The organism is Paenibacillus sp. J22P51 (assembly GCF_059692215.1).
This window is the reverse complement of the sequence record NZ_JCAUAZ010000006.1, coordinates 121,930-145,819: the sequence shown is the minus strand read 5'-3', so window position 1 is coordinate 145,819 and position 23,890 is coordinate 121,930. Positions and strand designations below refer to the sequence as shown.

The 23,890-nt window shown below is 41.9% G+C and carries 23 protein-coding genes and 1 pseudogene; 19 read left to right on the top strand and 5 right to left on the bottom strand.

Going from position 1 to position 23,890, the window contains the following annotated elements; all coding sequences use genetic code 11:
• Positions 1–119 precede the first annotated feature (119 nt).
• The 6 genes from AC58QC_RS15380 to AC58QC_RS15355 all read left to right on the top strand — a co-directional run bounded on the left by AC58QC_RS15380 (position 120) and on the right by AC58QC_RS15355 (position 7,241).
• Positions 120–977, top strand: coding sequence for an ABC transporter permease (locus AC58QC_RS15380; RefSeq protein ID WP_497416160.1), 858 nt, complete (start codon positions 120–122; stop codon positions 975–977).
• 18 nt (positions 978–995) lie between these two features.
• Complete coding sequence (locus tag AC58QC_RS15375; RefSeq protein ID WP_497416000.1) at positions 996–1,874, top strand: carbohydrate ABC transporter permease; 879 nt, start codon at positions 996–998, stop codon at positions 1,872–1,874.
• Between the two features lie 82 nt (positions 1,875–1,956).
• A complete protein-coding gene (locus AC58QC_RS15370) occupies positions 1,957–3,453 on the top strand; it encodes an ABC transporter substrate-binding protein (protein ID WP_497415999.1) in 1,497 nt (498 codons plus the stop codon).
• 25 nt (positions 3,454–3,478) lie between these two features.
• Complete coding sequence (locus AC58QC_RS15365) at positions 3,479–4,426, top strand: carbohydrate ABC transporter permease (protein ID WP_497415998.1); 948 nt, start codon at positions 3,479–3,481, stop codon at positions 4,424–4,426.
• Positions 4,423–5,253 carry a carbohydrate ABC transporter permease gene (locus tag AC58QC_RS15360; protein WP_497415997.1) on the top strand — a complete coding sequence of 277 codons (831 nt, stop codon included), beginning with the start codon at positions 4,423–4,425 and terminating at the stop codon, positions 5,251–5,253. Before AC58QC_RS15365 ends, AC58QC_RS15360 begins: the two co-directional genes overlap by 4 nt.
• 29 nt (positions 5,254–5,282) lie before the next feature.
• A complete protein-coding gene (locus tag AC58QC_RS15355; RefSeq protein WP_497415996.1) occupies positions 5,283–7,241 on the top strand; it encodes a DUF4838 domain-containing protein in 1,959 nt (652 codons plus the stop codon).
• A 65-nt stretch (positions 7,242–7,306) separates the two neighbouring features.
• Here AC58QC_RS15355 and AC58QC_RS15350 read toward each other — a convergent pair.
• Positions 7,307–8,328, bottom strand: a pseudogene (locus tag AC58QC_RS15350) (GerAB/ArcD/ProY family transporter).
• Positions 8,329–8,502: 174 nt separating this feature from the next.
• On the opposite strand from AC58QC_RS15350, the gene AC58QC_RS15345 reads away from it, so the two are divergent.
• The gene (locus AC58QC_RS15345) at positions 8,503–9,570 is read left to right on the top strand and encodes an LLM class flavin-dependent oxidoreductase (protein ID WP_497415995.1); all 1,068 of its coding nucleotides are present in this window, start codon (positions 8,503–8,505) and stop codon (positions 9,568–9,570) included.
• Between the two features lie 121 nt (positions 9,571–9,691).
• The gene (locus AC58QC_RS15340; protein WP_497415994.1) at positions 9,692–10,744 is read left to right on the top strand and encodes a response regulator transcription factor; all 1,053 of its coding nucleotides are present in this window, start codon (positions 9,692–9,694) and stop codon (positions 10,742–10,744) included.
• 808 nt (positions 10,745–11,552) lie between these two features.
• Here AC58QC_RS15340 and AC58QC_RS15335 read toward each other — a convergent pair.
• A complete protein-coding gene (locus tag AC58QC_RS15335; RefSeq protein WP_497415993.1) occupies positions 11,553–12,098 on the bottom strand; it encodes an SET domain-containing protein-lysine N-methyltransferase in 546 nt (181 codons plus the stop codon).
• Positions 11,995–12,369 (bottom strand): S-adenosylmethionine decarboxylase, encoded by a 375-nt coding sequence (locus AC58QC_RS15330; RefSeq protein ID WP_497415992.1) that lies wholly within the window; start codon positions 12,367–12,369, stop codon positions 11,995–11,997. Before AC58QC_RS15330 ends, AC58QC_RS15335 begins: the two co-directional genes overlap by 104 nt.
• Positions 12,370–12,496: 127 nt before the next feature.
• Between AC58QC_RS15330 and AC58QC_RS15325 the strand changes: the two genes are divergently transcribed.
• The 4 genes from AC58QC_RS15325 to AC58QC_RS15310 all read left to right on the top strand — a co-directional run bounded on the left by AC58QC_RS15325 (position 12,497) and on the right by AC58QC_RS15310 (position 14,893).
• Positions 12,497–13,396: a phosphotransferase family protein gene (locus tag AC58QC_RS15325; protein ID WP_497415991.1), complete on the top strand. Its 900-nt coding sequence runs from the start codon at positions 12,497–12,499 to the stop codon at positions 13,394–13,396.
• 39 nt (positions 13,397–13,435) lie between these two features.
• Positions 13,436–13,723 (top strand): hypothetical protein, encoded by a 288-nt coding sequence (locus AC58QC_RS15320; protein ID WP_497415990.1) that lies wholly within the window; start codon positions 13,436–13,438, stop codon positions 13,721–13,723.
• 172 nt (positions 13,724–13,895) lie between these two features.
• Positions 13,896–14,294, top strand: a complete 399-nt coding sequence (locus AC58QC_RS15315; protein WP_497415989.1) for a histidine phosphatase family protein — start codon at positions 13,896–13,898, stop codon at positions 14,292–14,294.
• Positions 14,295–14,389: 95 nt separating this feature from the next.
• Positions 14,390–14,893: a GNAT family N-acetyltransferase gene (locus AC58QC_RS15310; protein WP_497415988.1), complete on the top strand. Its 504-nt coding sequence runs from the start codon at positions 14,390–14,392 to the stop codon at positions 14,891–14,893.
• A gap of 130 nt (positions 14,894–15,023) precedes the next feature.
• Here the strand turns inward: AC58QC_RS15310 and AC58QC_RS15305 are convergent, their stop codons facing one another.
• On the bottom strand, positions 15,024–15,749 hold the full coding sequence (locus AC58QC_RS15305) for a polysaccharide deacetylase family protein (RefSeq protein WP_497415987.1): 726 nt from the start codon (positions 15,747–15,749) through the stop codon (positions 15,024–15,026).
• 847 nt (positions 15,750–16,596) lie between these two features.
• Between AC58QC_RS15305 and AC58QC_RS15300 the strand changes: the two genes are divergently transcribed.
• The 6 genes from AC58QC_RS15300 (at position 16,597) to AC58QC_RS15275 (ending at position 20,616) form a co-directional block, all read left to right on the top strand.
• Complete coding sequence (locus tag AC58QC_RS15300) at positions 16,597–17,505, top strand: CapA family protein (RefSeq protein WP_497415986.1); 909 nt, start codon at positions 16,597–16,599, stop codon at positions 17,503–17,505.
• Positions 17,506–17,527: 22 nt separating this feature from the next.
• Positions 17,528–18,295 carry a YheC/YheD family protein gene (locus AC58QC_RS15295; protein ID WP_497415985.1) on the top strand — a complete coding sequence of 256 codons (768 nt, stop codon included), beginning with the start codon at positions 17,528–17,530 and terminating at the stop codon, positions 18,293–18,295.
• A gap of 224 nt (positions 18,296–18,519) precedes the next feature.
• On the top strand, positions 18,520–19,014 hold the full coding sequence (locus AC58QC_RS15290) for a GNAT family N-acetyltransferase (protein ID WP_497415984.1): 495 nt from the start codon (positions 18,520–18,522) through the stop codon (positions 19,012–19,014).
• A gap of 243 nt (positions 19,015–19,257) precedes the next feature.
• Entirely contained in the window at positions 19,258–19,497 is a 240-nt protein-coding gene (locus AC58QC_RS15285) for a hypothetical protein (protein WP_497415983.1), read from the top strand.
• A 228-nt stretch (positions 19,498–19,725) separates the two neighbouring features.
• The gene (locus AC58QC_RS15280) at positions 19,726–20,280 is read left to right on the top strand and encodes an S-layer homology domain-containing protein (protein ID WP_497415982.1); all 555 of its coding nucleotides are present in this window, start codon (positions 19,726–19,728) and stop codon (positions 20,278–20,280) included.
• Positions 20,281–20,418: 138 nt separating this feature from the next.
• Positions 20,419–20,616 carry a hypothetical protein gene (locus AC58QC_RS15275; RefSeq protein WP_497415981.1) on the top strand — a complete coding sequence of 66 codons (198 nt, stop codon included), beginning with the start codon at positions 20,419–20,421 and terminating at the stop codon, positions 20,614–20,616.
• Between the two features lie 172 nt (positions 20,617–20,788).
• Here the strand turns inward: AC58QC_RS15275 and AC58QC_RS15270 are convergent, their stop codons facing one another.
• Positions 20,789–21,619, bottom strand: coding sequence for a hypothetical protein (locus tag AC58QC_RS15270; RefSeq protein WP_497415980.1), 831 nt, complete (start codon positions 21,617–21,619; stop codon positions 20,789–20,791).
• Positions 21,620–22,188: 569 nt separating this feature from the next.
• Between AC58QC_RS15270 and AC58QC_RS15265 the strand changes: the two genes are divergently transcribed.
• Positions 22,189–23,811: a PAS domain-containing sensor histidine kinase gene (locus tag AC58QC_RS15265; RefSeq protein ID WP_497415979.1), complete on the top strand. Its 1,623-nt coding sequence runs from the start codon at positions 22,189–22,191 to the stop codon at positions 23,809–23,811.
• Positions 23,812–23,890: the final 79 nt, after the last annotated feature.

Genomic DNA, 23,890 nt, shown 5'->3' with positions numbered 1-23,890 from the left:
TACCATATCCGCTTTAACTTTCGAGGAGTGATCGCATGCAATATCAGACGAGGACTTCAGAACCAGCAACTGTAAATCGTAGTGTTTTTAAATTAGCGAGAAGCTGGTCACTGCATCTCATGCTGCTGCCTGCTGTCATCCTGACTTTCCTTTTTCATTACGTGCCAATGGCCGGACTTATCATTGCTTTTCAGGACTATAAACCATATTTGGGTTTCTCGAAGTCACCATGGGTAGGATTGGAACATTTCCGGTTTTTGTTCATATATCCTGATTCGAAACGTGTTATTTGGAATACGTTTTTCATATCTGCATTAAAAATCGTGTTCCACCTTCTTGTGCCATTTTTGTTCGCGCTTTTGCTAAATGAAGTACGTAAACCGTTGTTCAAGCGGTTTGTGCAAACCCTCGTTTATTTACCGCATTTTCTATCTTGGGTTGTGCTTGGAGGAATTTTGCTCGATATGCTGTCGCCACAGGGTGGACTTGTCAATCAGGCGCTAAGTCTGATCGGAGCAAACCCCGTGTTTTTTCTGGGAGATGAGAACTGGTTTTTATTCACGGTAATCACAAGCGACATTTGGAAGGAATTCGGCTTTTCCACCATAGTGTTTCTCGCCTCCTTGGTGGGGATCAACCCTTCGCTATACGAAGCTGCGGAAGTGGATGGGGCAAACCGATGGAAGCAAACGATTCACATTACGATACCAGCGCTTCTCCCGATTGCAATTGTAGTCGCGACGTTGTCGCTTGGTAATATTCTGAATGCAGGCTTCGACCAAATATTCAACTTGTATAATCCACTCGTGTATAACAAGGGTGACATTATTGACACATTCGTATATCGGATGGGGATTATAAACGGCAACATGAGCTTCGGAACGGTTATCGCCCTATTCAAATCCGTCATCGGATTCGGTTTGATCGTTTTGGCTTACAGGCTTGCTTACAAATTTGCGAACTATCGAATCTTCTAACGTAGGGGGGAGGTGTCTTTGTATCATAAATCAATTTCTTATAAAGCGTTTTCTTTGACCAATTCTATCTTCCTTGCACTCCTGGCCATTCTTTGCATTCTACCTCTCGTTCATATCTTGGCGGTTTCATTAAGCGGAAAAGCAGCAGCCAGCGCCAATCTGGTTACCTTGTTGCCCATAGATTTCACTTGGGATGCTTATGTTAAGTCGATCTCCAATCCCTTTTTTCTTAATTCCCTTTGGATTGCGGTTAAGAGAACGGTGTCTGGTACCGTAATCGGGATGATGGTCGTTGTACTCGCAGCTTATCCGTTGTCCAAAAGCAAATCTCACTTTAAAAGCGGGAGCATATATAAATGGTATTTTGTTTTTACAATGTTGTTTAACGGAGGGATGATTGCCAATTATATATTAATCCTGAAGTTAGGCTTAATGAATTCGTTGTGGGCGCTGATTTTACCGGGGGCCGTTTCAGTGTGGAACTTGATTTTGCTGCTCAATTTCTTTCGTACCGTACCGAAGGAATTGGAGGAAGCTTGCTTAATGGATGGCGCTGGGCACTTTAAAACATTAATTTACGTCTATCTGCCCATTTCACTGCCGGCCATTGCAACCCTTTCTTTGTTTACAATGGTGACTCATTGGAATGCTTGGTTTGACGGTTTGCTCTACATGACCAAATTTGAGAAATATCCGCTTGCTACTTTTCTTCAAACCATAATAGTCCAACAAGATTTCGATAAGATGAATGTCAACAAAGAGGATTTAGAAAACATATCGCAAAGGACGGTGAAAGCCGCACAAATTTTTATCGGAGCTGTTCCGATTCTGCTCGTATATCCATTCCTGCAAAAGTTTTTCATTAAAGGGATCGTTCTTGGCGCAGTTAAAGAGTAATGCAATTCGGTTAAAAATTACGTTCATTGAGAAATTGAAAGCGCTTTATGCAGTCCAATAATAAAAAATGGGGGATTGTCCGATGAAACGTAAATCTTGGTTGCCAAGTATCGCCGCTTTGCTTTCTCTGGGAGTCGTATTAATGGGTTGCAACAAGTCCGAAACGATGGAGACCCAAGCTCCGGCCCAGACCGATGGGCCCAAACCAACAGCAGCTCAGGCGCCAGTGAAGATTCAAGTATGGGAGCGGCTCGCTGGCGCGTATCTAAAGAATATGAATAAGCTTGTCGAGCAGTTCAATAAGGAGCACCCGAACATTACGGTGGAGCTGAACGCCATCGCCCCGGGTGATTACACGCCCGCTTTACAGGCCGCCATCTCCGGCAACAATTTGCCTGACATTTTTATGAATGGATCGATTCCTCTGCAGCAGCTCGTTCAGTCGAATTTGCTTCACGATCTTGGTGATTTGATTACACCCGCGAAGCGTAATGATTTTGTCTCCGGAACCTGGAATGAAGGCCAAACGATGTTAGACAACAAAATTTATGCGATCCCTCACGCGGAATCTCGTTATTCTAATGTTCTGGTTTACAATAAAGATTTATTGCAAAAAGCGGGGTATACGGCGGAGGACCTGAGCAAGCAGCTCACATATGAGCAATTCATCGATATCGCCAAGAAGACGGTGGCGGCAAATCCAGGTACGAATGGTTTTGTGTTTCCCGGTATGGCCAGCTGGATAACAGGGCTCTTTTATGGGCAATTGTCGACGGCTGTTACACCTGAAGCTTCACCGATAGGCACCGATGAGGGATATCTGTTCAATTTCAAGACGGGCACGTATGCCAATAATGCTTCCGGTGTCATCGATGGGATGGGCTTCTTCAAAAAAATGAAGGATGAAGGAATCCTGCATCCGAACAGCATGCTGTTCAACCCGGCGGATGCACGAGCGCCTTTCTGGGATGGGAAAGTGGCGTTCATCTTAGACAGTACGGAAGGCATTCAAACTTACCCGCCGAATCACTTGGACTCCAAATTTGTCGCTATGAGTATTCCGACCAAAGACGGAAAACAGACCTATCGTGGGTTCCAGGGCTTCGCCGGCTCGAGCTTCGAGGTGAACAAAAACACGAAGCATTACGAAGAGGTCAAGATCTTCCTGAATTATTTCATTGATAATTATGGCCAAATTGGGGCGGCTACTTACGGACCGGGATTGCCAACGGTTAAACAAACCCAGGCGAAGTCGGACTGGGAGGTTTACAACACGGCGCAAAAATTGAATGCGCAAACCTATATCCAGATTCCGAACCCGATCAATAAAAACAAATACACGATTGACGTATTGACCGACGTGAGCAAGCACTTGCCGACAACGACGCTCTTGAATATATTCCAGGGATACATGACCAATCAGATTACTGATTTGAAGGGAGCCCTTGATAAGCAAAATGCGCAGATGAACCAAGCGCTAACGGACGCGATCAAAACGGTTTCCGGAAGTGGGAAAGCCATCAGCCAGCAGGATTTCACGTTCAGCGACTGGACACCATTGCAGCCCTATACTAAATAACGCAATAGAATGCGGGTGTTGATAGATGAATACAGGGATGATCAAGCAGGCTTCGGTTATTAGAAAAAGTACACTTAGCAAAATTAAATACCGGAAATACATGTGGGCCTACGTGTTTATTTTCCCGCAGTTGTTGTTTTTTATTGCCTTTACACTTTACCCGATCGTAATGAGCTATGTGTACGTAGTTTTTGATTGGTACGGGATGGGGCCTCTCGACAAATTTATCGGTCTTGCCAATTTCCAGCGTGCATTCCACGATGAAAATTTTTGGAATTCCATCCGAAACAGTTTCACCTATATGATCGGGAAAATCGCACTTGAAATGCCGCTTTCCCTATTAATGGCTATTTGTTTGAACTCTGCCATGCTGAAGTGGAAAGGGCTGTTGCGTACTCTTTATTTTATCCCCGTCGTGTCGACAACTGCGATCATCGGCGTTGTGATGAAGTTCATATTCGGCAACGACAACGCGCTGGTTAACAACGTATTACTGGAGCTGGGATGGATCAAGCAATCCATCCCCTGGCTCCTTCAGCCGCAAACTGCCATGTTTGTCATGATCGGTGTTGGTGCTTGGCTGCATTTCGGCATGTCTATGATCTATTGGCTGGCTTCGCTGCAGTCACTTCCACGCGAAACCTACGATGCCGCCAAGGTAGACGGCTGCAGCATATGGCAAACGTTTCGATTCATCACCTGGCCGCTGCTTTTGCCATACGCCGTCGTCATTCTCATGCTTGAAGTGGTCAGCGGCTTCAACGCCTTCGATTTGGCCAAGACACTGACCGGGGGCGGCCCCTTCTTCGCCACTACAACAGTGGATATGTACGTCTATAACCTGATTTTTTCATCGGCAATGCCGAACATCGGTTACGGATCGGCGGCTGGTATGATCTTCGGGTGGATGGTGTTTCTCTTGACCTCTCTGCTGGCATGGGGTGTCCGGATAACAAGGAGGCATACCCAATGAAACCCAATAAAGTATTGTGGTTTGTACTGCAAATTTTACTGTTGCTGTTCGGCATCGTCTGGGTGTTTCCACTGATTTGGACGCTGCTGGCCTCCTTGAAGAGCGATTCCGAATTCATTACCGCTGGCCTCAATTTATGGCCGAAATCGTTGCAATGGGGGAACTATGTCCGGGCTTGGGAGGAAGCGCATTTCAACACCTATTTCGGCAATACGGTGCTTTATTCCGTTTCAACCGTAGCGATTGTCGTGTGTATTTGCTCGATGATGGCCTACGCTTTGGCTAGGGTGCCGTTTCCAGGCAAAAAACCATTAATGGCCGTTTATGTCGCCACTATGTTTATTCCGAAGGGATATACGATCATTCCTGTTTATCTGCTGATCAAATCGCTCGGACTTCTGAATACGCGAACAGGTGTGATTTTGGTGGATTCCTCCTCCGCGCATGTGGTATTCATTTTGATGCTGACTGCCTATTTCGCTAAAATTCCGATGGAGCTTGAGGAATCGGCTGAGATGGACGGCGGAGGATTTGTAAGGATTTTCATTCAAGTGATGCTGCCGCTAGCCAAGCCTGTTCTGGCCGCGATCGCTATTGTGCAGTTTATTTGGACATGGAACTCGTTCTTCGTGCCATTGATTTTCACGATCAACAATCCGAAATTGAAGACACTAGCTGTCGGAATGGCCAATTTCGTGAACAATATCCAGACCGATTACACCGCTTTGGCAGCCGGGGCGTCCATCGCGATCGTGCCGATCATTATTGTGTTCGTCTTTTTCCAAAGGTATTTTATTGAAGGAGTGTCCGGATCAGTCAAGGGCTGAATTTTCTTTTGGAAAGGATGGATTTGCCGTTGTCACACACCGTGAGGCTTGTCGTTTTAAATGTGCATCCAGCAGTGAATTTCGCTGCTCAAGAGCTTGAAAAGTATTTGCAGTTGTTATCGGCCGGTGATTGCGAAATCGAATGCTTAAACGTAAATGTATCGGAATATCGGGCTAACGAAGCTGAAATTTGTCTGGGTTTGTTTTCGGATTTCGGCCTTCCTCTTGATGAACTCGAATCCCCTGCGCTTGATGATGCCATTACAATCGACGTTATTGGAACGAAGGGGATCATCGCCGGCTCGAATGCCAGAAGCGTTCTGCTCGCGGTTTACCGGTTTTTGGAGGAAGCAGGCTGCATTTGGCTACGGCCTGGCCCCGAGGGAGAGTATATCCCTCGCAGGGAACTAGAGGGTATCGTCATCAACATAAACGAAAAAGCTTCATACCGCCACAGAGGTCTCTGTATCGAAGGGGCTGTCAGCTATGAAAATATGCTGGAAAACATCGAATGGGCACCTAAGAGAGGATTCAACTCCTACTTTCTGGAGTTTAAAACGCCGTTTATTTTTTTCGACCGCTGGTACAGTCATCGTCATAACAAATATAAGCATCCCGAGCCGATAACTCCTGAGCAAGTGGATGAGTTTACAGTCGAGCTGGAAAAGGAAATCAAGAAAAGAGGACTCATTTATCACGCGGTCGGCCATGGCTGGACCGGCGAGCCGCTGGGTCTGCCGTGTTTAGGCTGGGATAGCGTCAATTACGAGGTCGGCGAGGATATTTCCCATTATTTCGCAGAAGTGAACGGCAAACGGCAACTGTGGCACGGCATACCGCTCAACACCAACCTGTGTTATTCGAATCCAGAGGTACGGAATCTGATTGTTCAGTATGCCGCAAACCATGTCGAGAAAAACCGCCATATTGATATGCTGAACTTCTGGCTAGCGGATGACCTTAACAATCACTGCGAGTGTGAGAACTGCCGGGCAAAATCGCCTACGGATTTTTACGTCATGATGTTGAATGGACTGGATGAGGAGCTTGCTTCAAGAGGACTGGATACAAAAGTCGTATTCCTTCTTTACCTTGATCTTCTATGGAGTCCCGAAACCGAGCACTTAAAAAATCCATCGCGTTTTGTGCTTCTATTTGCGCCGATTACCCGTACGTACAGCAGAACATATGATGCAGATACAACAGGTGTAGCCATTCCTCCTTACGTAAGAAACAAACTCAAGTTTCCATCCGATATTCGTCAAAACATTGCTTTTCTCAAGGAATGGCAAAAGCAGTTCGATGGTGACAGTTTCGCCTACGAATATCATTTCATGTGGGATCATTATCACGACCCCGGATACTTTCAAATGGCCGAGATCCTTAGCGCCGACATGAAAAATTTGAAGCTGCTCGGCCTGCGCGGCGTAATCAGCGACCAAACCCAGAGATCCTTTTTCCCGACAGGTCTCGGCATGTATATCATGGGGAAGACGCTTTGGAATGACTCCTTTGAATTCGAAGATTTGGCGAGGAAATATTTTGAGGACGCATTCAGGGTCGATCACGAAGCCTGCATGAATTACATGGCGAAGCTTTCCGAGTTATTTGATCCACCTTTTATGCGGGGCGAGAAGCCGAGAATTAGCCAAGAAGCGGCAGAAAGACTATCCCAGGTACGGAAAACCGTGGACGAATTTATACCCGTAATTGAAAAGAACATTGCCGCTGATTACGATCCATGCCGCACCAAGTCATGGATGTATCTACGCTATCATGGAGAAATTGTCATTTTACTAGCCAACGCCTTGCAGGCGAGAGCAGAGGGTAAAATGGAGGAAGCGCGGCGGATGTGGAACGAGGTGATCGATTACGTAGGGCGCAACGAGGATCGCTTTCAACCGGATTTCGACGTTTTCCTATTTATCCAAACATTGAAAAAAGAATTCGAGGAGAACTGTCTGCGTTTCGGCGGTGCAGTATCGTAACGCTCCATTTTGGCAGATCCTCTTAGTTAACAAAGCCTAATCAGACTGGCGCTTAAGCTGTCCGGTTAGGCTTTTTTTCTTTTTGCAAAGATCAGGTAAATGATAAATAGCAAGGGAATATAGGCGTAAACAAAATAAAATCCTAAATCAGCAACGAACTTTCCTAGCATATCAACCTTAAATCGATCGTTGAACGGAAGAGCGGCAATGAAGATAGTTATGAGTATAAAAAGTAATGACATCTGAGGTTTAAGATTGGTCACTCTTTTTATAATTCTTGTACAGCTCCATATCGAGATACAAAGCGGCGGGATAAAAATAAGAAGCCAAATACAAATGAAAATAAATTCAAACCTTGCAAGGAGTGAAAATTCAATACTCTTAGTCATCACCAAAATGGGCCAAAGCGAATGTTTTAGCATACCCTGACTAAAATACAAAAGGGTTACAACCGTTATTGCTAAATATTGGATTGTACTAAAAAGTAAAGCGAAATGAGCCCATTTCACGTTTTTTTTAGGGAATTTTAAAAAGGGAAGTAAAGAAGCAAAGTTTCAAATCCGACAAACATGGTACTAGAAGATTTAAATGATTTGAGCATATCTTGAAAAGAGTGATTAAATAGAGGTAATAAATTTTCAATATGTCCAGATTTAAAGGGGAAGTATAATAAAAGCATTATTAGAGTACCAAATAGAACCGCGAAAAAAGTAAATCCTGTTAATACTCTGAATCCTCCGGATACAAGATAATAGATGATGCAAATTAAGAGTAGTGCCAATTTTAGATTGGTATCTATATCTTCGACAAACCCGACTTTCGGACCAATTACGCTGTATTCATTATCAGCTTCATTATTACCACGGTATCCACTTTTTAAATCCGCAATATTAACTAAGAGCCCTTCACTTAGGTTGGGCTCCAATTGTAGATATAGAACACCTTTTAACAAACTTTGAGAAATCTCTTCCAAGTTTGATGTTAACTTGATTCCTTCAATCGGAATTATATTTTTAATGTCATACAGATCTTTTATGTCAGCATTAGACATTTGGATAGAGGGATGTAATGAATGATTTTCGAAAATGGATTGACGCAGAAATTTGCAAGATGCTATAGTTATACCAATTACAAAAATTCAAAGTATTTGCATCGGATATACGATAATTAACGAAAACATTGAATGAATCTACCAGATGACTGGAGAGGCATTCCCCATTAGGGGGTGCTTCTCTTTTTTTTATGAAAAGGAGGGGAACGAATGAAAGTTCAGTTTTATTGGTTTGCGCCATCCAATGGAGATGGCAGTCAGCTAGGTTTGAAAAAACCGGAGCGAGCGCCGACACTTGACTATTTGGTTAAGATTGCGCAGACCGTGGAGGAGCAAGGCTTTGACGGTATTCTGGTACCTGTGGGGATTCCGTTTCTCGATTCCTGGATGGTGGGGTCAGCCATCGTACATCACACCAAACGATTGAAACCGCTGATTGCTTTTCGACCCGGATTTATATCTCCTTCTCTGGCTGCAAAGATGGCGTCAACTCTAGATCAGTTCAGTAAAGGTAGATTAACGATCAATGTGGTCACAGGGGGATCTCCTTTTGAATTGGGTCAAGATGGTGATTTTACGGAGCACGACGAGAGGTACCACCGGACGGATGAGTTCTTGAGTGTTATCCGAAAACTATGGGAGCAAAGCGCAGTTGATTATGACGGTGACTACTTCAAGCTCCGGCAAAGCACACTCATTCCCTCACATGTTGATAATCGCAAGCCACCTATATATTTCGGTGGTTCCTCACCCGCAGCGCTGGATGTAGCGGCAAAGCATGCAGATATTTATCTCCAGTGGGGCGAGCCGGTCGCCATTGTTAATCAGCAGATTGCGGAGCTGAAACGCAAAGCGGAAACCTACCAAAGAGGCCCAATCGAGCTGGGTATCCGCATTCATGTCATTGTTCGTGAGACAGAAGAAGAAGCATGGGAGGCAGCGGAGCAATTGCTGGAGGGCATTGAGCCGGAAGTTGAGGCCAAGATGGCGGCTTATTTCAATGAAGCTGATTCGGTTGCGCAGAATCGAATGAATGAGCTGCTTAAGGGCGATTATCGCTTTGATAAACATAAATGGGCAGGCATCGGCCGAGTGCGCAAGGGGGCAGGAACAGCTGTTGTAGGCACCCCTCAGCAAGTATGGGAAGGTTTGAAGGAATACATCGACCTTGGGGTTACTCATTTTATTTTATCCGGTTTTCCACATGTTGAGGAAGCTGAACGATTTGGCAAAACGGTTCTCCCACTTATACAAAAAAACTTAAAGGAGCTTGTATAACATGAAAAAGCATCCTTCACAGATGCAAGGAAGATGTTGATCTCGCCGTGGATGCTGCAAGTCAAGCATTTCCGGCCAAACGGTACACATATGGATATTACATTGCTAGGGAGGTAACGGCATGTATAAAGTGATCATTGTGGATGATGAACCATCAGTGAAACGCAGTTTAAAGACAATCATTGAGAGGGGGACTTCTTCATTTGAAGTAAGTGCATGTGCTGAGAACGGTCAAGAAGCTCTGGATCTCTTTAGCAGCTCCTTACCGGACGTTGTTATTACAGACATTCGAATGCCGGTGATGGATGGGTTGCGATTAGCTGAGGAGATCGTAAGCCGTGGGATCCAGACTGAAGTGATTATCATTTCCGGATACAGCGATTTTAGCTATGCCAAACAGGCACTTCGACATGGAGTTTCCGATTATCTGCTTAAGCCGCTTGATGTTGACGAAGTATTAAGAGTACTTTCTTTAACCGAGAAGAAACTGGGCAATGAACGTAAAGGCATCATTGAGCGGAGTGAATGGATCGCTGTGTGTAAGGTAGAAGCGGAGACAATGGCGAAGCACATGTGGGTCCTCAACGTGGCTGCCGTTTGGGAGCAGCTTGAAGGGATACACCAACAGTTGCAGACTTATCGAGCAAATTCAGCGAGACTTAAAGAGATGTTTATACACCTGTTTTACTTGCTGCAAGCAGAAATAGCGGGTCTGAGCGGCAACAGAATTCAATTAAAATCTCTAACCGACTTTGAATGGAACGGTCAAGCCGAGCAATTGAAACGATATTTTGAGCTGGTGCTGCAATGTGCAATGGAAGAAATCCGGCATATTCGGAATTGGAGTTCGCATAAAAATATGATGGAATCCTTAAAACAGATCAATCAGAATTTTGCGAACGAATCGTTTTCCATGATGAACGCAGCTGAACTTGCAGGGAAGTCGCCTACGTATTTCAGTAAGTCGTTCAAAGAAGAAGTTGGTGTTAGTTACACACAATATATAGCCAAATTACGAATGGACAAGGCGATCGAGCTATTGAGTGATCCGGGAAAAAAGGTGTACGAGGTTGCCTACGCGGTCGGCTACAATGAATATGCTCATTTTGCTAAAGTGTTCAAGAAGTATTACAAGTTTTCTCCAACGGAGTACCGCCATTCCTTAGAAGGATGAGGAGTTTGGGAAAAGCGAACAGTGAAGCCATTTTGTCGGGTGGCAAGAACATCCGCATAAATCGCGGCTTTTTAATTTTATGGGATCAAGTTGTTCAGCAAATGGGCAGCGTAGTACGAAAGATTGACCCCCAAAAAAGAAAAATATGGTAATATTAATATGGATAAAGGGGGGGATCCAAATAGAGATTATTAAACATTCCGTTAAAAATCCTTCTGGTATACGAATCATTATATCCATGACAATAATAAGTTTGATTTCACTAAAAAATGCAATTAACCTATTGAATGAAGAGAAGAGTGTAATACTATTAGTATTTACGATGGCAGTGGTTCTTTCATGTTTAGTTATATTATTATTGACATTGTACAGAACATTTAAGAAACCAACGGAGTTGTGCATGTACAACAATAAAATCCTATTAAAAGGGCGAACAATTCAAGCGAATGAAATTAAGGTAATGATGAACATGGGATATTTCAGACCCGTTATTGGAATAAAACCATATGGGAAGAATATTGTCCCAATTAATATGTGTTTTAGGTTTTCAAAGGATGAAGACTGCGGCATCGCGGATTTAGTTAATTGGGCAACAAAAAACAATGTGCAGATGGTCAATAAATCTTTTCTAAGGTGGCTATAAATTATCCACCAGTTCTTTGAACTAACGAGGAACTTTAGTTTAATAACATAAAGAGAAGAGGCTGCCGATATCAAATGATCGGCGGCCTTCTCAGCGCTATTGTATACTAATGGATAGTTGGTTCAATTAAAGCTTCTTTTAAATTGTCATCCAAGTTAAAGCAGTTTATTCGAATATAGGAGAAGTATGTGTCCCTTTTCCAGAGATCTTCTTGCGGCATTTTGGGGATCCGCACTGGCAATGAAAACTTCTGAACAGCTTATCTTCTGTAGTTTCGTAATCCATAGTAATTAAATCACCGGGTTGAATGTCTTTACTTGCCCAAAATTCTTGCGTTTCCATATCGACAGTTGTGTTGGGGTCACAGCAATGTAATATTTTCCCCATAAAGTAGGGGTCTTCAATAAAGACTTTTTGCTTTTTTTGTAGTGTGTAAAGGGTTTGATAATCCAGTAAAGTACCGTGAAAACGGAAAATGAGTTCGCCTTTGCAAAAAAACGTTTTTGCAATCACGCCTTCGCCGTACGTTTGATTATAGATGATAGTGAATTTATCTTTGGTAGGTTCGTTCGGATGCTGCTCGAAACGGTTGGGGTAAAATCTTTTACTATTCTCTGATGATCGTTTGGGTTCCAATGCGTTCTGGTGAGAAAAATGTATGAATGCAATCAGTGACTTTATCCTCTGAAAAATCTTTGCAGCTAAATACATCCAAATAACCCTCCCGATGCAGATCGTTAGTGTGTATAGTAATGCTGCTTGTATAAATTAACTGTACACCCGATAACCCAATTTCATCGCCTTCGCCGAAGCGAAAGCACTGACATTCGCCATAAGCCACCATATCGATTTCTTGTACCAACGTAGCAATAAATGTTCGAACCGCTTCTATGCTTAAAATATGTTCATTGCAGTTTTCCAAGTGAAATAAAGAGTGCTTGCCGTAACAAAGCTTCCCGTCATGAAGAATTCTTTTGTACATAGCGAATGCTCCTTTTTCTTTGTTTGAAGTTGATACATTATATTGCGGAGTGCCTGTATGCGTTATCAAGATTTACTAAAATAAAATGTTGAATTCTCTTGAAGAAGTAAATCACTAGAGGTGAGATATGAAACAATTTGAAGGTAAGGTAGCAGTAAATCCAATGATTGACTCATTGGCCGGTATTGATTGGCATAATACAAACCCAATTTTGAACAACCTGTTTACTTCAGGGGCTGAACTGACGCTTAGCCCGCTTTCACCGGGATTTGAGGCGGATGTAGTTAAGATCACGCAGGGGGAGAAGCATTTTGTGTTGAAGGTGTGGAACAAACGCTCGAAACCTGACGTCCTGCGCCAATATCGCCTTTTGGATGCTCTTCATCGTCAGGGAATCCGCGTATCCGAGCCGATAGGCTATGGGCGAACCGAAACTGGAGACGCTGTACTGCTGACCCGCTATCACGGAACTTCAGTAACGAAGGTGAGTCCGAGCATTTTTAAGATAATTGCCGCTTTTTTAGCCGAAATTCACCGGCTGCCTCCGGATGGATTGGAGGGGAGGGCGCTAGCTAAGTATGATTTTGTTGGGTATTTTTTCCCGGGGATCGAAGCGTTTCCGGCAATGAAAAAGGAACTAATCCGTCTCGTCAGTTCCGCGGATATGAAAATGGACCGGATTATTCACGGCGATTTCAATTTAGGCAATATTCTAGAAGAAAATGGACAATACACGGTGATCGACTGGACGAACGGGCAACTGGGGGATCCTAGGTTTGATCTGTCATGGGCTTGTCTGCTTCTGCGTATCTATTTGAGCGAGAGTAAAAGCCTTACATTTTTGTACAAATATCAAGAGGAAATGCCCGTAGCGGCGGGGGAATTGGAGATCTTTGAAGCGCTTGCCTGCCTGAGGTGGCTGTTGCTCGACCGAATCGCTGGAGTGCCCAAACACGCGGATACGATGAAGAAAGTAAGAAAAATCGTCAGGGAAAATCGATTTTTAAATGAGAATGTGCTGCTGTAAAGGCAGCTCCCGCTCGATTGGAGTTGCGGAGGGTTCCGAATGGACATTGAATGGATTAATGAGAACTACAAGGAAGCAAGTAAAATATTTGACACTACTCGGGAAGTTTATGAATGGGCAGATTCACTTTATCCTGACTTTGCAGGAGGTCTAAGAGTTAACGTTGGGTATGCAACTCCAGATGATAAGGTTTACGCATATTTAGCCGAGCACCTTCCAAAATGGGCAAGCAATAACAATATAAGGATTACTGTAAATACTTCTCAGGATTTAGTAGATGGGAAGATGATATATAAGATTTGGATAACACCGTGTAACGACCTATAAATCTTTAGAAGCTTTGGGGGAAATATCAAAAGGACAGGCGACAACCCTTTTCGTGCCGACTGAAGCGGTAAACGTATTTTCAAGTATTAGGTCATTATCCAAAATAGTTGAAACGGATAGCTGAATAAAGATGTTAGTTGAAACCATGGCAATATAGGAAGAAGTGAAATAGATGAAAACCTTTATTTATTTTGTCAGACATGCCGAATCACCATATATTGAAGGTATGGAGAGGATAAGAGGGCTGTCGGACAAAGGTAAATTGGATGCACTTAAAATAAATGAAATTTTGAAAGATGAAGAAATTGATGTTTTTATATCAAGTCCATATGAAAGAGCGATACAAACTATTAAAGGCGTAGCCGGAACTAACGAAATTATATTATATGAAGAGCTCAGTGAAAGAGATATTGGTCAGATCAAGGATATGAATTTTATGGAAGCCAAGCTGAAAGTGTATAAAGATATTAATTTTACATTTTTTAATGGGGAATCAACCACTATGCCAGACATATATAAATTAGAATTTGAAGATCAAAAATTAATAGAAGTAGAGAGACTATGGAGATGATTCTCTAAGTATCTCGGAGTAGAAGTTTAGTACAGTAATTATGTTGATTATCATATATGTTAGAATTCGGACCAAAGAGACAGGAGGAAAAGTCAATGAATATTCGAGTTTTAGATGAGCACGATGCCAGGTTATATCAAGAATTACGATTATGTGCACTGAAAATCAATCCTGAGGCTTTTGGTTCAACTTATGAGCGAGAAGTAAATTTCTCACTGGAAACTGTAGTAGAGCGATTGAAACCCACTAGGGACAAGTTTGTACTTGGGGCTTTTGATGATAGCGGTTCGATAGTTGGGAGCGTAGCTTTTGTACGAGACACCAGTCTAAAAACTGCCCACAAAGGTAATGTTTTTGGGATGTATGTGGATCCTGAAAAGAGAGGGCAAGGTTTGGGGAAGTTACTAATGCTTGAACTAATTAGAAAAGCAAGTGATTGCGATGGAATAGAGCAAATAAACCTAGCAGTCATGTCAGAAAATAACTTTGCAAAAAAGCTTTACAAGTCTTTAGGATTCAATGTCTATGGTGTGGAAAAAAACGCGTTAAAGTATAACGGAAAGTATTTTGATGAGGATTTTATGGTACTAAAAGTATAATCTTCACTGACTAACGCAGAACGATAGCTCCAAAAACTAACGGAAAACGAGAGTTCAATGAACAAGGAGCAGTCTGCCAATGCAGCTGCTCCTTGTTCTTATTACGCTAAACGGCAGAATTACTGATCGTTCACGGATTTTTTGCAGGAACTGCCTTACGATAGGTTAACAACTCAGAGACGGTAACAAACCGATACCCCCTCTTTTCCAATTCCGGCAAGATCTTTTTTAGAGCCTCGATGGTCTGAGTATGACCTTCCACGTAATCGTGGAACAGTACGATATCCCCGCTGCTAGAATTGTCTAAAACTTTATTTACAATTTTATTGACCCCTGGCCTACTCCAATCCCTCGTATCCAAATGCCATGACCACATTATCATTTTATATCCTTCTTGTTTGACAATACTGACTAACCTCTCGTTATAAAAGCCCCCTGGGGGACGAAATAAATGACATCGAATACCGGCGACCGAGTAAATAGTTTCCTCTGCTTTATTAATTTCATTTTTCATGTTTGTCCGTTTAGAAAGAAAAGCATGGCTATATGTATGATTGGCTATCTCATGTCCTTCGTTTATTTCTTGTTTGAGTACGTCAGGATAAAGTTTTATTTTATTCCCAACCACAAAAAAAGTGGCTTTAGCATGATACTGCTTGAGCAAGTCCAAGATCTGCGGTGTATAACTCGGATGAGGACCGTCATCGAATGTTAAGGCGATCACTTTCTCATCGGTAGATACTTCCCAGACGACTTCTCCTCTCGTTTCATAATAAGATCGGTCTTTTTGAGGAGCGGCGTAACCAACAGACTGGAATAACAAAAAACAAATACAAAGATTTAGGATCGTTCTCATTGTTACCTCCTGATTTTAGTTTATTGTACAATATTAGGATGCTCCAATCCTTTAAATTAACACGGCAAAAAAATGGGTATAAATTATGAACAGAATGTTCAAATTATTAGAAATTAAGTCTTCTGGTTATTTCGTTTTCAGTTTTTCCGGATTTGAAATGAACGGATGTCAAGCAGTTGGATATGAATAGAGAAGTAGCCTTTAATCGGAAAAGTCAGCAAACCATTGTGTTTGCTGGCTTCTTTCACTTATTCCGAACATGATCGCTAACGCGATAAAGTAACCCCATTGCCACTTCAAATCCAATGATCAAGGAGCAGTCTGCCAATGCAGCTGCTCCTTGAGAATAAACCAACATGTTATTCTTCAAGCAATTGAGTATTATTTACTCAGTAGAAAATTGAACCTTAAAGCGTTGAAATAACGAAGAACTATAGTTGAGGGGCTTGCTTCGCGGCAACTCCTCTGACAACGACCGGCGAGTGGATCTCGATGCTCGCTTATGGAGCTAAGTACCTCCGAGATTTTCCTTTTATTTTAATAGAAACGGGAATTGCTTTCGTTCTTTTAATTCTTTCCCTGCAATTTTTCCTGAATCAATTCAAGAAACGGACTCAATAATGCTTGTCAATGACAGATCGAATTATCGCGGATGTAGCTGTAAGGTTCTGACGGGTTGGTGAATCATCACCAGCCCTTTTTTATTTACTAATCCTTTATTAATTCACCGCGGTAATATGTACTTAGGTTGACGCGACGCGGCCAATTCCCACCGAGGGTGCCCAACTTATAGGCATTTCGCTTTTCTATCGCATAAGGTGTAATCATGAAAGGAGTGGCTGGATAGATGAAAATCACAATCGCAGCAGTTGGGGATTTGTTGATGAAAAAGCAGATGATCGCCTCGGCCGCACGGGAAGGCGGATTCGCCCCTATTTTTTCAAAAGTGAAACCCTATCTGCGGAAATCCGATTTAACGATAGGCAATCTGGAGACGACCTTCTCCGGCAACAATTTCCGCGAAGAGCCCGGAAAACTGTTGTTCAACGCCCCGGACAAATTCGCTGCTACGCTCCGGAACTTGGGCTTCGATATATTAGGAACAGCCAATAACCATTGTATGGATGGGAAACTATCCGGTTTGAGGCGGACATTAAACGTCCTCGATCGACACGGTCTGCGACATACGGGCACGTATCGCTCCGCCCGGGAAGCCCGCCGGAAACTGATTGTTAACGTAAAGGGAATAAAAATCGGAATATTGGCTTATACGAAAGGAACGAACGGGATCCCAGTCCCGGAGCCGTGGTTAGTCAACCGGCTAAACCAGAAAAAAATAATAGCGGACGTGCGTAGCTTGAAGAGTAGAACAGATTTTATCATCGCCTGCCTACATTTCGGGAAAGAATTTCGAACTTATCCCGACCGCAACCAAATCCAGCTCATTCAGGTGTTGTTTAAAAATGGTGTGAATGTAGTGCTGGGAGCGCATCCCCATGTACTGCATCCGATAAGAATGTTTAAGGTGAAGGACATCGACGGACTCACAAAAAATCGGGTAGCGGCGTCTTCTCTAGGCAATTTCGTCTCTACCGAACTTCCCCGACATACCGCTAGACTGCGAGGAACAATCTTGATGTTAACCTTAACGAAAAATGCAAAAGGGATAACGGATGTGTTGAAAATATCATATGTGCCAACCCGCATTTTGCAAAATGTAGGGAAGAAAAACGTTTATCGGGTTGTGCCAGATTGATAGAACGGATATCGACAAAAGCATGGATACTGATACTTGGGGTGAAGGTATGGTTTACTGGAATAACAAGTTAGGCAAATACAAGGCGTTATTAACTAATGAGGAACTAGCTCTTAATCTGCCACCAACAATCCTTGCAACCGAAGCAAATGTGGAGGGGATGTTGGATAAATATCGAGTCGTCTATCTAAAGCCGAGTAATGGCACCGGAGGCTATGGTATTTTTAAGTTGTCTCGCACAGATACCCGATATCAGTTGGAGAACGGCACGCGGTACCGTTCATTCGCAACCTTTAAGGGAATGTACGTCGCTTTCCAGAAAGCAAAAAGGAAGAAAGCCTACTTGGTGCAGAAGGGCATACCCTTACTCCACTATCAGGGACTTCCGTTTGATCTGCGTATTATGGTACAGAGAGACCGGCAGCGTAAGTGGGTGGTAACTGGAATCGTGGGACGAGTAGCCCTGCCTAATAAGGTCGTGACCAACTACCATAGCGGGGGTAGGCCGATGCCGGTGGGAAAGCTGCTTTCCCCTTTTATGCCTAAAATGGAGCAGGTTCCCTATGTGGAATCGCTTAAGGCGTTAGGCGTTAGGATCAGTAAACATATGAGTAGAATTTTTCCGACTTTTAGGTCGTATGGGGTGGATATAGGCATTGATAAAGAGATGAAGCCTTGGATCATAGAGGTCAATACACGGCCAGATAAATACATTTTTAATGCCCTTTCCGATAAGCGGATGTTTCGCAAAATCATACGTTACGAAAGATTCACAAAATTAAGAGGATGATGTAAAACTCATTTCCCTCTTTTATAACCACCTAACCTCGTCGTTTATTCTTGTTGGATTTCGGATAAGAACTACTCGGATACGTACCATTCCATGTACAGGCACAATGCCAAGCGACATTTCCGATTATAGGCTAAGGGACGCTGAAAAGCGTCTAACGGGCAGGATAGTTGAATAGTTCATAATCGGCTTTTAATGTAATATACTGAATTGGGGTGATGTAGATGGGTAAAAATGGTGATATCAGAATTCTTGCTCCTATGAGCGAAAACGATAAGGAATGGCTGAAAGACCTGTGGTTAAGTGAGTGGGGTGGCGAATTCGTGTTATCCAAAGGCAAAAAGCATCATCTTCATGACTTAGATTCTATCATTGCCTGGGCAGATGGTGTACGAGTCGGAGCGGCTACCTTTCGTCTAGAGAAGGATGAATGTGAAGTAACGAGCATTAATTCGACTGTAAAAGGCTTAGGCATCGGGAGCAATTTGATTCATACTGTAGAACGGACTGCAAAGCAGTATGGAATAAATCGCGTTTGGCTCATAACAACTAACGATAATGTAGATGCATTACGGTTCTATCAACGACGTGGATATCGGATAACCGCGGTACATCCAAACGGAGTTGATAAGGCTAGGATGCTTAAGCCAACAATCCCACAAGTGGGTTATTACGATATACCCATTCATGACGAGATTGAACTCGAAAAAATACTATGATTATTAAGCTACGAGAAACTATAGTTGAATAAACATTAATTGACGAAGCTGCCGACACAATTGGCAGCTTCATTACGTTAAAGGGCAGCTTAGTTGAATGCTTAGTTGATATTTCATGGTATAAGAAGAAAACTGGATCATTGGTTTCCTATTTATGGTAAAATTTTAAACACAGAAGAACTAAATCGAGAAATTAATTTTGTGTTTCAGCGAAATATACTTAGTTGATAGGAGGCGATTTTTATGTTTTGGATAGCGTTGGGAGTTTTAGGTTTGTTAATAAGTTTCGTTATCTCATGGAAACGCGAAGGAATTACACAAGCGATTCTAAATCTCATTAGCCTGCTCAGCTTCTTTTTCGCGTTTATTGATCCTTTTAATAACACTATTCGCGTTACTATATTTCTTCCTGCGCTTATCTTTGCATTAGCATCTATTACATTATCGATTATTTTATGGAGGAGAACCAGTACGCGAAGATAAATGACTTATTTCTAACGGAATCGATATCTAATCTTGAAGAATAGAAATAATCCCTCTCATTATAAAATTATGGTAATATAAGGTAATTATGTTTGAGAGGAGTGGATTTAACTGCGGAATAAATCGTTGTTTATCTGCTTGTGTATTGTACTCACTGTAATCACAGCAAACGTGGAGACTCATACTGCTATAGCGAAAACATCTGCTGATTACAAAGACCTTATCGGGTTGGATGAGAAGACGAAGGCTAAAGTAGACAAATGGTTATATGAAGGCTTAATTCAGGGTATCTCGGAAGAAAGGTTCGGTATCAATGAAACGATTACACGTGCTGAGTTCGCGAAGATCGTGGCTCTTGCCGTAAGAATAAAAATAAATAACACATTGGAAATTTCTAACTTCAACGATGTGAAGTCAGATGATCCTGCATTTGGAGATACACTTCCATTTATAGAAGCACTTCGCGAAGCAGGTATTACTGATGGTATAGAGAGCGATCGTTTCAATCCTAGTGGATTGGTTACAAAAGAGCAGTTTGTTGTTTTTTTAATTCGCTCTCTTGGAAAAGATGCAGAGGGCAAACAAACGCAAGGAGGAACCGATGAAACAGTATCCGATTATGCTAAAGGATATGTGGCACTAGCATTAAAGTTGTTTCCATATCTACGTTCTGATGGATCTTTCAATGGCGCGATCCCAATTACTCGACAAATGGTCCTACTCGGATTGGATGACTTAACATTAGGTTTTTGTGGCTGTGGGACCCCGAAGGTGTTAGAGTAAGATAACGATGTTAAATTATGGTATAGTGTTTGATTTTATGATGCATCTAGTAACAGCTAATTCAATACTTTGTGAACCTTTAAATTTTTTTGTTCGTATCTAAATAAACAAGTTTTAACAACCAAAGGAGGTATAAAGATGAAATGTAATCAATGTCAAAATGAAATGATAAAAGATTTAAACGTTAATGTTGAATATGATCTGACTGGAATTAATATTTTTAAAAAGGGAACAGGACTTTTCAATAGAATATCTGCAAAACCTAAGGCAGCCGTTTGTACAAATTGTGGTTATGTAGCTTTTTACATTGATGAATACAAAAAATTTAGTGAATAGTACGTACGTTTGTTGAATTGACAAGTGCATTCTTTTAGTGAGGGATGTCTATTTGTTCAAGTAATGGGAAACTATAGCGCGGGAGCTGCCTTGAAGCAGCTCTTTTTTTGATTCAATGAAGTAACGGGAAGAATTCTTACAATAAGCCGTTGGCATCACGTGGGAAGGCGTCTTAACGTGCACTACGTTGGCTGCGGCCGTTAGTAGCCGCTTTTGGTTTTCTCCAGTACCAAAGTGTACTAAAGATGAGATAAAGTCCCGTGACTGCCGCAAGCAGAATAAGGGTGAAGTCCGACATGTTCTCCATGTAATCAAGCCAACCGATTCTTTTCATGCTGAACAAACTGATGTTAAACACGATCCCAATCAGCATAATGGACCATATGGATGAAAGGCGTACATAGATGGATCCATAAATGAATCCTAACGCTACACCCAGAAGCTGCATCGCAATTCCTCCTGGCTGCAACGCGGCAATAATCAAAGCGATGACTAGAATTGGCCAGAATACGGGAACATGTTTCCGGGCTTCGTTAAACATGATACCAAAGAACAGGATCAGCTCAAGGGCGGTGGTGAGCACTGAGGAAAGTATAATGTAAACGAAAGGAACAGAGTCGAAATATTCTTCTGTAAAATCATTGAACGTTGTAATGTTGTAGTAAAGAAGTAGTTTCATGGATACAGCGTTTAATAAAGTGAACGCCAGTCCGATTGTTATCATGTGAACCGAAAAGCTCGAACTGATCGGCGAGAAGCTACTAAGTCTCCAGAAGCTTACCGGTGTCTGCTTCAAAAGCCGATATTTAATGGCGTAAACAATTGCGGAAAGAGCGATTGTAATTGCAAGTACCATGAATACCTGGATTGGGATGTTCTTTCCTTTTCCGAACTGCCCCCATCCTAATACAGGATCAATGACGATATTATAGAGGAAGATCACTAAAATGATGATCGTCAAATAGAGTAAGTAATTCCCCAGCATCGATAAATATCTCTTCATGAGAATCGCCGCCTTTCATTTTCGGAAAATAAACTAACGCACCCATTTTCAGGTTATTCCTTACCCGTGAATAATATAATAATACGTTTTTTATTTAGCGAAATATAGTGCATTCCTGCAGGATGGTTTGAATATTTCGATGAAATAAAGTTTCCTTTTTCATTACGCTATCGCAGAACGATAGTTCATGTTACGGAGTTTTCTATAGATATGTTCAGCTAAGTAGGAACGTTAGCTGAATATAGACAGACAAATAAAGCAGGCGCGTGGCGACCTGCTTTGTTAATTAAGATGAAATGTAGTTGAGTAAGAGCAAGGGAATTTATATTATGTATTTCCAAATAATCCAAGAAATAAATGCTGATATCCAAGATATGAACCCGGTAAAGTATCCTCCGATCGCTTCAATTAGAATACCTCCACGTCCGTCCAAGTGTGTGTTATAAACAACTAAAAATAATTGGTGAAAGATCCAATAAGTATTTTGGCTAAAAACTGGTATAATCAACTAGCTACTCATTTATGTTTCCACTCATATTCATAAAAATGGAAAATTAAGGAAGTTATATATGAATAATAAATCAAAGGCAGCAAGGTTCAATACTCCTTTTAAAATCACTTTTGTCTATGTGTTTATCGGTTTTCTATGGGTACTCCTATCTGATAGATTAATGGACACACTGAACATGTCAGCGGCAATTACTATACATACCTCGAAGGGGCTGTTTTATGTTCTAAGTACGGCCTTGATTCTTTATTTTTGGGTCAAACGTTTGAAAAAGGCGCTTACCGAAAGCGAAGAACGTTATCGAATACTTGTGGAACATTCGCCTGAACCGGTAATCGTTCACAGTCAAGGAAATATAGTCTTTATTAACCCTGCTGGAATTAAAATATTTGGCGCAACTAGTCCAGATCAACTTATGGGTCAACCAGTCATTAATTTCGTTCATCCAGACTTTATAGACATTGCGAAGAAACGTATTAGGCAAGTCTCAGAGGATGGAATACCAACGGATCCCATTGATCAGAAGTTTTTTCGCTTGGATCGTCAAGTTTTTGATGTAGAGGTTCGAGGAGTTCCTATTGTCTTCCTTGGTAAACCGGCTGTACAGCTTTTATGTAGGGATATATCTGAGCGTAAACAAGCCGAGCGTATGCTGGAAGAAAGAGAACAAAGTTATAAATCGCTTGTAGATCATAATCCTGATGCCATTTTTTCGTTAGATTTAAACGGGTGTATGCTTCATAGTAATCCTGTTACTGAGAAGATAATGGGCTATCCGAAGGAAGAGCTCCATAATCAATCCTTCATTCACTTCATTGTCGCTTCAGATCAAGAGAAAACATCGCATCAGTTTGAAAAGGCGGTAAAAGGTGAATCAAATAACATCGAAATTGCCATCACACATAAAGATGGGACAAGCGTGGAAGTAAACTTGAAACTGGTTCCTATTATTATCAATGATAAAATCGATGGTGTTTACGGTATAGCAAAAGATATCACAGAACGTAAGCGAACAGAAGAACTATTGCTTAAATCAGAGAAGCTTTCGGTAGTGGGGCAGCTTGCGGCTGGTGTTGCTCATGAAATTCGAAATCCGTTGACCTCACTTAGAGGATTTGTTCAATTATTACAAACAAGGATTGATGGTTATAAAGAATTTTTTCAGATCATGTTATCTGAATTGGATCGAATCAATGATATCGTGAGCGAGTTTATGGTTATTGCCAAACCGCAAGTCGTGAATTTTGAGATGAAGGATCTTAGAAAAACTCTTCATGATGTGATATCGCTGCTAGACACACAAGCAATTCTTAGCAAAGTACAAATTCATACTGAGATTATTGATGACGTCATTCCTTTAATCAATTGTGAGGAAAATCAATTAAAACAGGTATTCATTAATATTCTAAAAAATGCGATAGAGGCGATGACAGGTGGGGGGGATATCATTATTCAAATGAAGGTAGACGACAATAAAATTGTTATTCGTTTTATTGATGAAGGCTGTGGAATCTCGGAAGAACGATTACCGATGTTAGGCGAACCCTTTTATACGACAAAAGAAAAAGGGACCGGATTAGGATTAATGGTATGTCATAAAATCATTGAAGCGCATCGCGGGACTCTCCATATAAAAAGTCAGATCGATGCGGGAACAACTGTTGATCTTATTTTGCCAATATAGTTATAGATATTAATAAACCGCGCACAGCGCGGTTTTATTATTTATCATTGGGATGATCCTTTCAATCGTTGCGCTATTA

Excerpts from the sequence above, each read along its gene's own strand:
- AC58QC_RS15380 (WP_497416160.1), top strand. The coding sequence starts at position 120 with ATGCTGCTGCCTGCTGTCATCCTGACTTTCCTTTTTCATTACGTGCCA.
- AC58QC_RS15370 (WP_497415999.1), top strand. The coding sequence starts at position 1,957 with ATGAAACGTAAATCTTGGTTGCCAAGTATCGCCGCTTTGCTTTCTCTG.
- AC58QC_RS15365 (WP_497415998.1), top strand. The coding sequence starts at position 3,479 with ATGAATACAGGGATGATCAAGCAGGCTTCGGTTATTAGAAAAAGTACA.
- AC58QC_RS15360 (WP_497415997.1), top strand. The coding sequence starts at position 4,423 with ATGAAACCCAATAAAGTATTGTGGTTTGTACTGCAAATTTTACTGTTG.
- AC58QC_RS15345 (WP_497415995.1), top strand. The coding sequence starts at position 8,503 with ATGAAAGTTCAGTTTTATTGGTTTGCGCCATCCAATGGAGATGGCAGT.
- AC58QC_RS15340 (WP_497415994.1), top strand. The coding sequence starts at position 9,692 with ATGTATAAAGTGATCATTGTGGATGATGAACCATCAGTGAAACGCAGT.
- AC58QC_RS15335 (WP_497415993.1), bottom strand. The coding sequence starts at position 12,098 with ATGTATTTAGCTGCAAAGATTTTTCAGAGGATAAAGTCACTGATTGCA.
- AC58QC_RS15330 (WP_497415992.1), bottom strand. The coding sequence starts at position 12,369 with ATGTACAAAAGAATTCTTCATGACGGGAAGCTTTGTTACGGCAAGCAC.
- AC58QC_RS15325 (WP_497415991.1), top strand. The coding sequence starts at position 12,497 with ATGAAACAATTTGAAGGTAAGGTAGCAGTAAATCCAATGATTGACTCA.
- AC58QC_RS15320 (WP_497415990.1), top strand. The coding sequence starts at position 13,436 with ATGGACATTGAATGGATTAATGAGAACTACAAGGAAGCAAGTAAAATA.
- AC58QC_RS15315 (WP_497415989.1), top strand. The coding sequence starts at position 13,896 with ATGAAAACCTTTATTTATTTTGTCAGACATGCCGAATCACCATATATT.
- AC58QC_RS15310 (WP_497415988.1), top strand. The coding sequence starts at position 14,390 with ATGAATATTCGAGTTTTAGATGAGCACGATGCCAGGTTATATCAAGAA.
- AC58QC_RS15305 (WP_497415987.1), bottom strand. The coding sequence starts at position 15,749 with ATGAGAACGATCCTAAATCTTTGTATTTGTTTTTTGTTATTCCAGTCT.
- AC58QC_RS15300 (WP_497415986.1), top strand. The coding sequence starts at position 16,597 with ATGAAAATCACAATCGCAGCAGTTGGGGATTTGTTGATGAAAAAGCAG.
- AC58QC_RS15295 (WP_497415985.1), top strand. The coding sequence starts at position 17,528 with ATGGATACTGATACTTGGGGTGAAGGTATGGTTTACTGGAATAACAAG.
- AC58QC_RS15290 (WP_497415984.1), top strand. The coding sequence starts at position 18,520 with ATGGGTAAAAATGGTGATATCAGAATTCTTGCTCCTATGAGCGAAAAC.
- AC58QC_RS15285 (WP_497415983.1), top strand. The coding sequence starts at position 19,258 with ATGTTTTGGATAGCGTTGGGAGTTTTAGGTTTGTTAATAAGTTTCGTT.
- AC58QC_RS15275 (WP_497415981.1), top strand. The coding sequence starts at position 20,419 with ATGAAATGTAATCAATGTCAAAATGAAATGATAAAAGATTTAAACGTT.
- AC58QC_RS15270 (WP_497415980.1), bottom strand. The coding sequence starts at position 21,619 with ATGAAGAGATATTTATCGATGCTGGGGAATTACTTACTCTATTTGACG.
- AC58QC_RS15265 (WP_497415979.1), top strand. The coding sequence starts at position 22,189 with ATGAATAATAAATCAAAGGCAGCAAGGTTCAATACTCCTTTTAAAATC.